The following is a 13974-nucleotide window of genomic DNA, read 5'->3' as shown; positions in this document are numbered from 1 at the left end:
ATATATAATACTTTTTGTTTTAATACTCTTATGTTATCTAAAATTTGTAACGCAATAAAACGCCTATTACGAAGAGAAGATAAATTTGTAGGAAGAGATGAAAATGGAAATTCTTACTATGAATCAAGTAAAGGAAAAAGGTGGGTTATATATAGCAGTGTCTCTGAGCCTACAACAGTGCCTCCGGAATGGCATATATGGATTCACTATACTGATAATGTAGTACCAGTTAATAATAAAAAAAGAAAAGTAAAACATACTCCTAATTTAACGGGTACAAAAGATGCATACTATCCAAACCAAAAAGTGAAAAATTACTATAAAAGCTGGAGTCCTGATAACTAAAGATGCGAAGGTCAAATATACTTGAAATAACCGCTGGATTATTTGTATTAATTTTCACTATTTTTCTGATTTTCTTTGCTATTGATAAGCTATCTTACATAAAGAAAAACTATAAGGATTGCTATAAAATATATGGTCTTTTTGCTAACGCTAACGGTATAGGAGTTGGTGATAGTGTCAAGATCTCTGGTGTAGATGTTGGAAGCATAACTGGTGTATCACTTGACAAAGCTACCTATGTAGCACGAATCGATATGTGTATAAGCAGAGACATAAAATTGCCAATTGATAGTTCAGCTCTGATCACTAGCAGTGGAGTTGTTGGCAGTAAATTTGTTAATATATCACCTGGATCAGATATTAAACTAATCTTGCACGGTGGTAAAATAGAGTATACTCAAGCTGAAGCAAATATGGGTGGAATAATGGACAGAATTCTTGGTATGTTTACGAAGTGAAAATGGCAGGATTCCAAGTATATCCGTTCAGGTGAAGTTTCCTGTAGTTCTAAAGTATTTAAGGAGTTTGCCTTATTTCTTGCCTTTTCTACCCCTTGCTAACCTATAATTAGGGTTTATAGTATAGCTTAACAGTTGCAGTGCATGTCTATCAATGATAAAATAAAAATTAATTTATTTTGATATTATGATTGGTTTACTATTTGCCGTACTGTTGTTCCTCTGTGGTAGTGACGCACTTGCAAAACAGGAGCCACGTTCAATAGCTGGAGATAATCACATAAAGGTAATAAATTATAACCCACAGGCTATACATAAGTATACGGGTTTTTATGGTTATCAGTCCAGTATATTGTTTGAACCAGGGGAGGTAATACAAAACCTTTCAATGGGTGATTCAACTGGTTGGCAACTCCTTCCTCAAGGTAACAGATTGTTTATTAAGCCTATAGATGATATTGCCGATACTAATGCAACTATAATTACCAATAAAAGAGTTTATTACTTTGAACTTCATGCTGAAGAAGCAACTGGACTAGATGATCCAAGATTAGCATATGAAGTAAGGTTTCTTTATCCACTATTTAGCAGTGATGAGATTTACACAACAAATAACGGTGATATCCTCGAACAAGCTAGTCATACCATTATTCCTGATATAAACGATATTGAAGTTGTAAAGAAGGGTTTAAATTTTAATTATTCCATCTCGCACGTTAAAGGCAGTCAGTCAATAATACCAATCAAGGTTTTTGATGATGGAAAATTTACATATCTACAATTCAATAAAATAAACTCTGATTTCCCGGCAGTTTTTATGGTTGATTCTGCAGGATATGAGTCTTTAGTAAATTTCCGTACAGTTGACAACTATCTGATAATCGAAAGGGTAAGTTCAGTGTTTACCTTAAGGAATGGATCGAGTACAGTTTGCCTATTTAATGAAAACATGCCTTTCAAAAAAGGTAAGTGATTACTATCTAAAGGCTATAATGCCCGAGATATGGGTGCAAAGTTTTTTCTATGATGTTCTGTAATTCCATAAAGGCCAATAGCGTTAAGGTGCTCTTTTGTCCCATATCCTTTATTTTTATACCAATTATATTCAGGATGCTTATTGTGCAATTCTTGCATAAGCCGATCTCTCGTAACTTTTGCAACGATTGAAGCTGCTGCAATTGATGTACTCAAATTATCACCATTTACTATGGATTTCACTTGCCATTTCACTTCAGGTGGTTGATTACCATCAACTAGCACATAATCTAACTCTAGGTCCAAGTCTATCAACGCACGTTTCATTGAAAGTTTTGTTGCTTGCAAGATATTGTATGAATTTATTTCTTCTACGCTTGCCATTCCTATACCAAATTTTGCAACGGATATTATTTTTTCATATAGGACTTGCCTACATTGAGGAGTCAACTTTTTCGAGTCGTTGATTCCATCAATAATTGTATTTCTATCAATAAACACTACGGCTGCGGATATTACTGGACCAGCTAGCGGACCTCTTCCAACTTCATCCACTCCTGCTATCACTCCTGATAATTTATTTTCTAATGTAAAGTCTGGGTATTTCATAGGTTTTTATAATAAGAAAGTTATAGTAAAAACTGAACAGATAATAGAAATTATCCAAAATTTCATAACGATTGCATTTTCTGACCATCCCTTCTTCTCAAAGTGATGATGTATTGGTGCCATAAGAAAAACTCTTTTTCCTTCTCCATATTTAAACTTTGTATATTTAAAATATGATATCTGAATAATAACAGATAGAGTCTCTATTACAAAGATTATTCCAATAATGGCAAAAAGCATTTCTCTTTTAATTAGGACACTAGTTAACCCTAAAGCCGCACCTACCGACAAGCTACCAACATCACCCATAAATATTTTTGCTGGATGTGTGTTAAACCACAAGAAACTTAGAATAGCTCCTATAAATGCAATGCAGAATAAAGTAATATTCATATCTGCCTGAGTTATATATGCAATTAGCCCCAAAAAAGCAAAGGAAGTGATAACTTGAGTTGCAGCAAGGCCATCCAAACCATCTGTGAGATTCACAGCATTAGAAGAGCCGACAATTACAAACGCAGCAAACGGAACATATAGATAGCCAAAATCTATTATTACTCCTTTAAATAGGGACGTTTTTGTAAAACCTTCAGCAGAGTATAGCTTAAGTATAAACACACCAACCAGAGCAACAATAAACTGAATAAGTATTTTGGTTTTTGCACTTAAACCTCGATAGTGATTTGTCTTCAATTTTAAATAATCATCAATAAATCCAAGTAGAGCAAAAAATAGAGTTATCAATATCAGCAGCAAAATTTCTGGTGTTAACTGAGCCCAGAGTAAAATTGGTAATAAAGAAGAAATCAGTATTATTATTCCGCCCATAGGTGGTACATTCTTTTTTGTTATTAAATGACTTTCTGGTCCACATGATCTAATTGGTTGCCCATCTTTGCTTATTTTTTTTAGAAGCTTTATAAAATAGGGAAAAAGAATAAACCCAAAAACAAATGAGGTAAAAAATACTTTTGTAGCTAAGATCATCTGCTTACTTAAATTGACTAAGTGTCATACCACCTATAGCTAATAAAGTCAACTTCTGTCATCCTATAGCCTGACGCAGTTATCTAAGTGGAGAAAGTCACCTCTCCCCACTCGACTTCAAAACCGGACTTGTGACTTTCACCACATCCGGCTTCTCTCTAACTTGGTGTTTGTCATACATACTTCTCCATGTAATTAACATTTCAAAGCTTGGTAAATTTGTTTTTATAGCTTAAATACAGCATTCTCTATATTACTAGAGAAGTCGTATTCATTCATACCTAACACTTAATGTTGGCTCATAACATATTAACCACTACTCACAACTTTACCTTCCAAATTACAGTGTCCACGTCAGCATATCTTAAACATTACTTTAGGCCTTGGCTTCTTAGACAATCCCTCATTATAGGTGCATACGGGTGGCTCCCTGCTTAAAGAATAAGAGCATCTATAATGTTACTCCGTTCCATGAAATTGTTTCATGTTAGACTTAGGTTCCAACTTTTTGCCGGGAGATGGGAAACATCTTAATCAGACCAGTCAAGTTCTAATTATCCACTTTCTCCGTACCTTTTGGTCTATGCGTTAACCAACCTTATTTCGCATATCGTTCGTTACGACAATTCAGGCATTGGTTCCTCTCGTAACCATATCTAACTCTGTTTGCAGGGATTCACTATAAGGTTTAGTGTTACCTGCTTTTATCTCATGCTTGCATCCTAGAGGTTGCCACTCTCTAAAATGTGAGACATACATTATCCCCGATGTCTAGGGAAGATGGAATTTAACCATCACAAAATCACGACTTTCGGGTCGCACCAACTGTACGAACATTGTGATATGATGAGATGTTACATAGTAAACGGTGTCATTCTAGCACCTCTTTTCCCGTCATCCCGCTGCTTGTTAGCGGGATCTCATTTCACTTTGTGAAGGTGTCATCCCAGCACCTCTTTTCCCGTCATTCCGCTGCTTGTTAGCGGGATCTCATTTTACTTTATGAGGGTGTCATCCGAGTAGCCCCTTTCTCGTCATCCCGCTGCTTGTTAGCGGGATCTCATTTCACTTTATGAAGGTGTCATCCGAGTAGCCTGACTACTTGGATCCAGGAATTTTATTAAGTTGGTAAGCATAAAAGTGGCTGATCTTATGTTAAAACACAACATTCTTGATGAGATTACAGCAAGGCTGGATTCCAGCGTCAGCTACTTGAATGACAGCAGTCCTACGTCATGCCGCCGCGGTATCTCTAGATCCCGCTAACAAGTAGCGGGATGACGATTGTCGTTTAGCCATAAATATTAAGAAATTTACTAAGCGGGAAAAAAGGCAAAGAAACCCCGTAGTAGCTAGCATTCAAATTCTCCCTTGTCAATTTGACGTTTTTTGCTGTCTTAAACGCTTTGTAAGCGCGTTTCGGCTTATATAGGTAAAAACCTAAAAATTTTTAAAGACATGCGATGCACGTAGTGCGAAAAATTAAACATGAGACACCAAATACCCTAAGTTTTTTGTCATTAACCTGCACAGATTGCGAAGATAAATAAATAGCTTCAGTTTCATGATAAGGGGACTGGCGAAGGGTGTCAAGTAAGTTTTTTCGTTTCTATTCCCAATAAAAGTTTGTATGCAATAACACAGAAGCATGCACTGCTATTCCTTCATTTCTTCCAATATAACCTAATTTCTCTGCAGTGGTTGCTTTGATATTTACAAATTCATCATCAATTTCTAATGCTTTTGATATGAATTTCTTCATTTCTACTTTGTAAGGCGATATTTTAGGCTCTTCACAAACTATAGTAATATCTAAATTAGACACGCTGTACCCTTTTTCTTTTGCTTTTTTAGCAGCAAAGTCAAGAAAGTGAGATGAATTGCAATCTTTCCATTCAGAGGAATTAGGAGGAAAGTGCTCTCCTATGTCGCCACATCCCAGTGCTCCGAGTATTGCATCAACGATTGCATGTATTGCAACATCACCATCTGAATGTGCTTCTATTGCCATGTTGTGCTCAATTTTCACACCGCAAATTTTTATAAAGCTTTCAGCACCATTTTGAACTTTAATGAACTTATGTATATCATAACCGGCTCCGACACGAAATTTTGGCTCTTCAAAAAGAAGCTTTGCCATATTGATATCCTCTTTTGTGGTTAACTTAAAATTGCTTTTCTCACCTTTAGTAATCGCAACATGTTTTTTGTGCTCTACCATTAGTGATGAATCGTCAGTAAATTCTTTGACTGATTGATGGCATGATAATAATTCTTTGAAATTAAAAATTTGAGGGGTTTGTATGGCTCTGAGCTTTCCTCTTGAAATCGTAGATTCAATAAAACTATTACTCACCAATGACATAGTGTCTTCAACTTCTATTGCTGGAACTACTCCTGTATATTGATCATTAATCATAGATTCAACCAAGTTATCTATCAGAACATCTGACACAAAAAGCCTACAAGCATCGTGTATAACTACAAAATCTGGGTTAACTTTTTGTAAGCTTTCAAGCCCTAGTTTAACTGAACTTTGCCTGTTTTCTCCTCCGTATACAGGGCTTAGTAATTTAGTGTCTGTAATTAGTGATATAGCTTTCTCATAGAAACTTTCATGGTCTCTATTAATTGCTATTCTTATGTAATCTATATATTGGTTAGCCAGAAATCTTTTAATTGTATGAAATAAAACAGATTTACCTGCCAGTTTTATATATTGCTTAGGAATCGTAGAATTGCATCTACTGCCTACTCCCGCTGCAACTATTAATGCTGCTATTTTGTATTTCTTAGCGCACATATTTCTTTTTGTAGAAGCTTTCCTCTCTATCCAAGATTCTTTCCGAAAAATAAAATTTCTGACATCATATAAAAGTTACTTCCCCTATTAACTAGCATAATTATAATAGCAAAAGAGATATTTAGAGAGCTCAAAATCTATCTTTGCCTGCGGATTAAACAACTAAATTTTAGTAAAAAACGATAGTATTACAAATCGTAAAATACTTTCAACATAGGAAAAATAAATTGCATATTTTTCAGTAAATTAGCTATGCTAAACACATGCAAAAACGTCATATAACTATTTGTTTCATACTGCTTTTTATAATAGGGATGTTATTCCTGATGCGTCCTATGATTTTTCCATGTTTAATATCTATTATTATTGCATATTTGTTTAATCCGCTAGTAGTCAAGTTTGAAAAGTATAGAATACCACGTTCATGTTCTGTAATTTTTATAATACTTGTTTTATTAATAGCTTTTATACTAGTCATAACATTTGTTTTACCTATTATATATGTTCAAATTACTTCAATATTAAATTTCTTAGTGAGTAGAGTGCCTTCATTAAAGCTTAAAGTAATCCCCTCTGTATTAGAATTTCTTAATATAAAAATCGAGGATAGCTTATTTGATCACTTATCTAAAAATCTAGCAGAAAATTACAGCAACTATGTATCTTATTTCATGAATGCTCTTGATATTGCTAGTAACTTTATAATCCAAGTGTTAAGTTCAAGCTTTAACACGGTATCATTAATGGTGATTACTCCTGTAGTGTTTTTCTATATATTACGTGATTGGCCTTTAATTATAGAAAAAGCTAATAAATTAATCCCTATTCCTTACAGGGGAAAAATTGCAGATTATTTTTTCAAAGTGGATTTCATTATATCTAATTATCTAAAGGGGCAGGTAAATGTATGTATTGTCATGATGATCTTTTACTCTGTAAGCCTGAGCATAATCGGATTGAAACACTCTATTGTTATTGGAATTTTATCAGGAATGTTAACGTTCATACCTTACGTAGGGCCATTATTATATACCATTATTGGGTTTTTGAGCGCTATCACTCAATTTAGTGGATGGTTTGAAAGTGCTGCTGTTTTGCTATTATTTGGTGTTGGGCAATTAATAGATTCAAACATATTAGTTCCTTTATTAATAGGAAAAAAAGTTCATATACATCCAACTGTAATTATTCTGGGAATTACTATATGCGCTTCATATTTTGGATTTATAGGTATATTACTTTTTATTCCAATAATAGCAATGTTCAATGTATCAGTAGAATATGCAATCAATAAATATTTTAAAAGTGAGCTTTATAAAAACGGCTAACAGACCTTTTGCATAATCAATTTATGGTAAGAGGAGAAATGAGCCCAGAATACCTGACACATTTGAGGAGCGTAAGTAAATTTCTGCGCAAAAATTACTACCAGAAAGAGGTTACGTAAGAGGTTCAACGTGCAATTAAATTTATTTAACAACAATCAAGCTGATTATAGTCGGCAAAATTACATCGTCTTAGATGAAAATAAGCACGTGTATAATTCGGTAGTTAATGATTTATCTTGGAAATGTCTGATTCTTTTTGGACCTAAAAGCTCCGGTAAAACTCATCTTGCTCATATTTGGCAATCAATAAACGATGCAATTTTTATCAATGTGAATAACTTCGTAAGCGAGATTAGGTATAGCGATGCTTTTATTTTAGAAGACGTACAAAACATTAAAGATGAAGCAATGTTATTACATTGTTACAATTACATGAAAGAAAGTGACAAGAGGCTGCTAATCACTTCTTCAATTTCACCAAAAAAGCTTAACTTCAAATTAAGAGATTTAAGTTCTCGAATATTATCAACTATCAGCGTAAAAATTTTGCCTGCAAGCGAGGAATTATTAAGAATTATGCTAATAAAACGATTTTCAGATAAACAGTTAAAAATTGATTTAAAAGTGATTAATTATATTTTAGCAAGAATAGAACGTTCTTTCTATAGCATTGATAAAATTATAGAGAAGATAGATAATGAATCTATAGGGTCGAATGTGACCGTTCCTTTTATTAGCACTTTATTAAAAAAAGATGCCATTTGATTTCTTCTTTTGTAAAGGTGTATATTAAAAATTTATTAACACCCATAACACTAACGTAATTGAAATCTCTATCTGTCCATGTTAGAATTATAATCAATGTTATGTTATAATAAATATAGATAGATACAGCTGTTATCTAAGTGGAGAAAGTCACCTCTCCCCACTCGACTTCAAAACCGGACTTGATAGTTTCCCATCATCCGGCTTCTCTCTAATTTGGTGCTTATCATGCATACTTCCATGTAATTGATCGTGGCAGTGCTTATGAAGCAAGGATAGATTTTTCATGTTATTATTGCGTCTATTGCGATCTTGATGATGTACATGTGCTAAATCATCAAACCGAAACCAAAGATAACAATAATTACATTTACCTTGCTGTAACTTCAGTAATTTTATTACTCGCGATGATTTTCCTGGTAGTTTACTTAAACGATTCCCCCAGTATGGCCAATCTCCATCATACGGAGACCTATTTCCATTTACTTTGATATGTCGTTTAATAGCATGATCCCTATGTCTAATAAGATATAGCTTGTTACTTACCATATACCTCCAATTGTCGCTACCATACTTTTTAAAGTATTTTCTTTTGACCCAACACCTTCTTTTGTCATGGTGTCTATAGACAGCCCATTTCCAAAGTTTGTTATGCATAGAGTAGTCTAATAAGTTAAAGACTTTACTTGAGACTACCGAGGTGTAATATTGGCTCCAACCCCTTATTATTGGATTAAGTTCTTTTATTACAGCTTCTTGTGGTGCTGCTCGCAACTCTTTAAGCTTATGTTTAATAGATAACAAGTGTTGGCTTATAGATTTACGACTTGGTTTAATCAATAACTTGTAACCACTCTTATTTTGACGTGTTTGATAATGCCTTATTGAAAATCCAAGAAAATCAAATCCTGGCTTTTCCCCATTTAGGGATTTTAGTGTATGTGCAATTCTTGTCTTTGATGACTTTAATTCTAATCCGACGGGTTTTAGCCATTTTTCAATTAGAACCTTTGCCTTCAGGACAAGTTCTTCGCTCTCGTGTAAAACCACAAAATCATCGGCGTACGTAATTACACTAACTGAATTTTGTGCCTGTTTGCGAGATACTCTACCATATTTCTTTTTCGCATGTTGGAAAAGTTCTTCCTTAAGTTCTTCTTTGATATTTTGTTCTAATCCATATAGTGCTACACATGCAAGTAATGGAGAAATTGTTCCACCTTGAATTGTGCCACGTTTAGTGGGATTAAACTTTTTATCTTTCATAATGCCTGCTTTCAATCATCCTTTTATAATTCTCTTTAGAGTTGGTGTGGTATTAAGTTTTTCGAGCAGTGCAGAATGTTTAATATTATCAAAGCATCCGGAAATATCAGCATCCAATATAAATGCTGTTTTCTGACCAAGTGCGATAAATATAGCTGCTATTGCATCATGACACGATCTACCAGATCTAAAACCGTAAGTGTTAGGCTCAAACTTTGCTTCCCATTCCGGTTCTAGTGCCATTTTGACAAGTGTTTGCTTTGCTCTATCTGCTATTGTAGGAATACCGAGCGGGCGATACTCCGATGGCCTATCAGATTTTGGGATCCATACCCGTCTTGATGGCTTTGCCTTCTCTCTTATATTTAAAGAATTTGCTAATAGCAATCTTTCCTTTTTATTAAGATTAGACTTTCCATCAATACCTGCAGTCTTTTTCCCTCTGTTATCCTGAGTTACCCTCCTAACAGCGAGCATTCTTGCACTTGTTGATTTTAGTAATAATCTCTGAAGTTTATGCATCTTCTTGATATCATTACATTTAGAAGCTCGGTAAATTCGTTTTTGTAGCTTAAATGAAGATTTCTCCAGCTTACGCCAGGGAGTTTCATTCCATTCATACCTAACATTTTGTTGGCTCATAACATATTCACTACTATTCACAACTTTACCTTCCAAACTACAGTGTTTACGTCTGCATATCCCAAATATTACTTTAGGCATTAGCTTCTTAAACAATCCCTCCACATAGAAGCATTCAGTGGGCCACCTTCTTAGTTATCCTTTTTAAACAAAGGATAATAAGAGCTTCCATGTGGTTACTCCGTTCCATGAAATCGTTTCACGTTAGACTTAGGTTCTTACTATTTGCCGGGAGATTGAAAACATCTTAATTAGACCTTCTCATTCCAATTATTCATTCCTCCGTACCTTTTGGTTTATGCGTATCAACTTTATTTCGCATATCACGAATAACGACAATTCTGACATAAGTTCCTTTCGTAACCATATCTAACTTTCTTAGGGGGATTTATTACAAAGTTTAATATTATCCCTTTTTAATCCATGCTTGCACCCTAGGCTCTGTGGACAAAATTTTAGAGAAGCCATACAAGAGCTCCAACAAAATTGAGAAAACCCATAAAAACCTCAGCAGTTTTATCAAATCTGGAAAAAATGCGCCTAAAATTTTTAATTTTACCAAAAAAACACTCAATCAAATGACGTTCTTTGTAGATATGCTCATCGTAATACCTTTGCACTTTTCGATTCCGTTTTGGCGGAATAACTACTGTACATCCCTTGTCTTCAAGACTTGTAACAAAGGCATTGCTATCGTAGCCCTTGTCAGCTACTACAGTAGAGTTATAGATACTTTCGGTCAACACTTGTGCCTGCGTAATTTCATTTCTTTGACCAGGAGTCAGAGTAAATTTAAGTGGATTTCCAAGTGCATCGACAAGCGCATGTATTTTAGTTGTAAAGCCACCTTTGCTCCTCCCTAAAGCTTCTTGATCCTTGGAGTTTTTTGTATATCCAGATGAACATGGATGGCCTCGGATGATCGTACCGTCGATTATAGCAACTTCTAAATCAGGCTCTTGTTTAGTATATTCAAGCAATTTTTTCCAGACATCTCTTTCACACCATCTTTTAAATCGCTTATGTATACTCCTGTAATTACCATAAGTTTTTGGTAAAAGTCTCCATTGGCAACCACTTCGCACTATGTACCACACTGCCTCTATGAATATTCTTAAACGTTTTTCATCTTTGCTGTGCATTCCTTTTACGCTTTTTATGAACTCTAAAATTTGTTTCCAATTTTCCTCTTTGATGTAATATTGCATATGGTAGTTTCTCCATTTTTACCTATTAGGCTAAACTACCATCTTTTTCTCTCTTTTCATATTTTTTGTCCACAGAGCCTAGCGGAAGTTACTCTCAAATGTTTGTTCATGTTAGCTATAAATATTAAGAAATTTACCAAACGAAAAGAAAGGCAAAAGAAGCCCCGTGGTGGTTGGCTATTTACTATGTACTAAAATATCGGCGTTTTTTTTATTCTAAAACGCTTGATTAAGAGCGATTTAGCTGCTTTTAACTTGCAACTAACCTACACCGTAAGTGTTTAAGAAATTTACCAAGCAGGAAAAAAGGCAAAGAAACCCCGTAGTAGCTAGCATTCAAATTCTCCCTTGTCAATTTGACGTTTTTTGCTGTCTTAAACGCTTTGTAAGCGCGTTTCGGCTTATATAGGTAAAAACCTAGAAATTTCTAAAGACATGCGATGCACGTAGTGCGAAAAATTAAACATGAGACGCCAAATACCCTAAGTTTTTTGTCATTAACCTGCACAGATTGCAAAGATAAATAAATAGCTTCACTGTCATGATAAGGGGGCTGGCGAAGGGTGTCAAGGAATTTTTATGTAAGAGATCTATTGAAATGCCCCTGTAAAATTATACTATTAATTAGTACACTGTAAATTTAAAATTATAAATATGTTAAGCAGATTGGTAATTTTGCTATTAGTTTTTATACTTCCTTTTTCTTCATACTCATACCAGTTTAGAACCAAAGCAAAGCAAGCAGTAGTCTTAGATTTAGCTTCAGACTCATTCATTTTTGACCATAATTCTGATGAAAAAATGGCCCCATCTTCAATGAGCAAGCTAATGACTTTGTATATAGCCTTCGATTATCTAAAAGCTGGAATAATACACATGGAGGATAAATTTCGAGTAAGTAGAAAAGCGTGGGAAAGGAGAGGCTCTTCTATGTTTTTGAAAGAAGGTCAATCCGTTACGGTGAGGGAATTACTTGAAGGAATTACAATAGTCTCAGGCAATGATGCCTGCATAACACTAGCCGAGGGTATTGCAGGATCAGAAGAGAATTTTGTGGCTGAAATGAATGAGGTTGCACAAAATTTGAATCTGAATGACAGTCATTTTGTCAACTCAAGTGGGTGGCCAGACGAAGATCATTTCATGAGTGCAAAAGACTTGGTAATGCTGGCAAAAAGGATTTTCACCGATTTTCCTGAATATTATGATTTATTTTCTGAACAATATTTGACATATAATGAAATTGTACAAAAGAATAAAAATCTTCTACTTTTTCATGATATTGGGGTTGACGGTTTAAAAACCGGTTATACAAATGCTGGTGGTTACGGCATTGTAGCATCTGCAAAACGAAATGATAGGAGAATTTTTGCTGTTGTAAATGGTTTAAACACTGAGAAAGAGCGAATAGAAGAAGCAAAAAGACTGATACAATATTCCTTAAATCATTTTAACACCAAGAAAATATTCGCTAGAGGCAGTGTAGTTGAGAAAGTAAATGTTCTCTATGGAAAAGATAAAAAAGTGCCTATTACAGTTGCAAACGATGTTACCATAACTTACAACCGCAAATTGCATGACCAAATTAAGGTGCGTATCGAATATAAAGATATGATACCTGCACCAATTAAAAAAGGTCAAGAAGTGGGCAAAGTTTTTGTAGAAATACCAGGTATTGAGCAACAAACTACACCACTTTATGCAGCAAATGACGTGCAGGAATTAAATTTCGTAGAAAAGTTTTTTAGGATGTTATTTTAAGTTTGATATTAAAGCAATTTCGAAAGAGAGATTTATTGCACTTTAGTGTAGTTTTAACTAACAATTTCTGTTACAATACAAGATTGAAATGTTACGAAAATGTGCTGGTTATATTTGTTGCTGTCTAGTATCCTAGAGATACTGTGGGCTGTAACGCTAAAGTTTAGTAACAGTTTTACTAAAGTTGTGCCTTCGATTGCAACATTGGTAATTATGATCATTAGCATTTATTTTTTATCTCTTGCAGCATGCTTTCTACCTATTAGAGTATGCTATGCAGTTTCCTCTGGAATATGCACAATTGGAATAACTATAATTGGTGCAACCACTTTCACAGAGAATATTAATTTATCTCAAGTTTTATGTATCGTTTTAATTGTAATAGGAAGCATAGGGCTAAAGCTCTCTATTTAAACCTAAAAATTTATGCATGAATTGGATATATTTACTCTTATCGTCACTAATTGAAGTGTTCTGGGTCATAACACTTAAGCATAGTTATGGATTTACTCATCTCGTACCATCAATAATTAGCATACTCTCCATGGCTCTTAGTACATATTTACTTTCGCTCGCTACACGTTCTATACCTATCGGAGTATGCTATGCAATTTGGACTGGAGTGGGCGCTATAGGAGCTTCGATACTTGGAGTTTACCTATTTGATGAACCAGTTAATTTATTCGAAGTAATATGCTTTATTTTAGTTACATTCGGGATTATAGGATTAAAATTGTTTGATACTGCAAAACAAACTGCTGATAAAATGGAATAAAAGATCCCACTGGGATGAAAGAAGCAGATACTCCATATTGTCATGCAAATTG

14 protein-coding genes are annotated in these 13974 nt (G+C 34.4%); 8 read left to right on the top strand and 6 right to left on the bottom strand.

Annotation, left to right across the window (positions count from 1 at the left end; genetic code table 11):
* Nucleotides 1-30: 30 nt before the first annotated feature.
* From OOK85_RS07245 to virB9, 3 genes are all read left to right on the top strand, one after another.
* Nucleotides 31-345, top strand: a complete 315-nt coding sequence (locus tag OOK85_RS07245; RefSeq protein WP_264703086.1) for an NADH-ubiquinone oxidoreductase subunit NDUFA12 family protein — start codon at nt 31-33, stop codon at nt 343-345.
* 2 nt (nt 346-347) lie between these two features.
* On the top strand, nt 348-803 hold the full coding sequence (gene mlaD, locus OOK85_RS07240) for an outer membrane lipid asymmetry maintenance protein MlaD (protein WP_264703084.1): 456 nt from the start codon (nt 348-350) through the stop codon (nt 801-803).
* A gap of 187 nt (nt 804-990) precedes the next feature.
* Complete coding sequence (gene virB9 / locus OOK85_RS07235; RefSeq protein WP_064125428.1) at nt 991-1776, top strand: P-type conjugative transfer protein VirB9; 786 nt, start codon at nt 991-993, stop codon at nt 1774-1776.
* A gap of 14 nt (nt 1777-1790) precedes the next feature.
* Here virB9 and OOK85_RS07230 read toward each other — a convergent pair whose 3' ends face one another.
* From OOK85_RS07230 to ispD, 3 genes are all read right to left on the bottom strand, one after another.
* Complete coding sequence (locus OOK85_RS07230) at nt 1791-2387, bottom strand: ribonuclease HII (RefSeq protein ID WP_015589381.1); 597 nt, start codon at nt 2385-2387, stop codon at nt 1791-1793.
* 6 nt (nt 2388-2393) lie between these two features.
* Complete coding sequence (gene mraY / locus OOK85_RS07225) at nt 2394-3374, bottom strand: phospho-N-acetylmuramoyl-pentapeptide-transferase (RefSeq protein WP_065094848.1); 981 nt, start codon at nt 3372-3374, stop codon at nt 2394-2396.
* 1609 nt (nt 3375-4983) lie between these two features.
* Complete coding sequence (gene ispD / locus OOK85_RS07220; protein ID WP_264703081.1) at nt 4984-6177, bottom strand: 2-C-methyl-D-erythritol 4-phosphate cytidylyltransferase; 1194 nt, start codon at nt 6175-6177, stop codon at nt 4984-4986.
* Nucleotides 6178-6440: 263 nt separating this feature from the next.
* Here ispD and OOK85_RS07215 point away from each other — a divergent pair, with 263 nt between their 5' ends.
* On the top strand, nt 6441-7505 hold the full coding sequence (locus OOK85_RS07215; RefSeq protein WP_319803668.1) for an AI-2E family transporter: 1065 nt from the start codon (nt 6441-6443) through the stop codon (nt 7503-7505).
* Nucleotides 7506-7634: 129 nt separating this feature from the next.
* The gene (locus tag OOK85_RS07210; RefSeq protein ID WP_077188602.1) at nt 7635-8270 is read left to right on the top strand and encodes a DnaA ATPase domain-containing protein; all 636 of its coding nucleotides are present in this window, start codon (nt 7635-7637) and stop codon (nt 8268-8270) included.
* A 150-nt stretch (nt 8271-8420) separates the two neighbouring features.
* Here the strand turns inward: OOK85_RS07210 and OOK85_RS07205 are convergent, their stop codons facing one another.
* The 3 genes from OOK85_RS07205 to OOK85_RS07195 all read right to left on the bottom strand — a co-directional run bounded on the left by OOK85_RS07205 (nt 8421) and on the right by OOK85_RS07195 (nt 11386).
* Nucleotides 8421-9536, bottom strand: coding sequence for a group II intron maturase-specific domain-containing protein (locus tag OOK85_RS07205; protein WP_264703078.1), 1116 nt, complete (start codon nt 9534-9536; stop codon nt 8421-8423).
* A 15-nt stretch (nt 9537-9551) separates the two neighbouring features.
* Entirely contained in the window at nt 9552-10274 is a 723-nt protein-coding gene (locus OOK85_RS07200) for a reverse transcriptase N-terminal domain-containing protein (RefSeq protein WP_264703076.1), read from the bottom strand.
* 359 nt (nt 10275-10633) lie between these two features.
* Nucleotides 10634-11386 (bottom strand): IS5 family transposase, encoded by a 753-nt coding sequence (locus OOK85_RS07195; protein ID WP_264702164.1) that lies wholly within the window; start codon nt 11384-11386, stop codon nt 10634-10636.
* A gap of 654 nt (nt 11387-12040) precedes the next feature.
* Here OOK85_RS07195 and OOK85_RS07190 point away from each other — a divergent pair.
* The 3 genes from OOK85_RS07190 (at nt 12041) to OOK85_RS07180 (ending at nt 13922) form a co-directional block, all read left to right on the top strand.
* Nucleotides 12041-13147 carry a D-alanyl-D-alanine carboxypeptidase family protein gene (locus OOK85_RS07190; RefSeq protein ID WP_264703074.1) on the top strand — a complete coding sequence of 369 codons (1107 nt, stop codon included), beginning with the start codon at nt 12041-12043 and terminating at the stop codon, nt 13145-13147.
* Nucleotides 13148-13246: 99 nt separating this feature from the next.
* Nucleotides 13247-13561, top strand: coding sequence for a DMT family transporter (locus OOK85_RS07185; protein WP_010082606.1), 315 nt, complete (start codon nt 13247-13249; stop codon nt 13559-13561).
* Nucleotides 13562-13577: 16 nt separating this feature from the next.
* Entirely contained in the window at nt 13578-13922 is a 345-nt protein-coding gene (locus tag OOK85_RS07180) for a DMT family transporter (protein WP_264703071.1), read from the top strand.
* Nucleotides 13923-13974: the final 52 nt, after the last annotated feature.

This window comes from Wolbachia endosymbiont (group A) of Volucella inflata, assembly GCF_947250665.1.
GTDB lineage: Bacteria > Pseudomonadota > Alphaproteobacteria > Rickettsiales > Anaplasmataceae > Wolbachia > Wolbachia pipientis.
The sequence above is the reverse complement of the archived record's forward strand: the minus strand, read 5'-3'. Positions and strand labels throughout refer to the sequence as shown.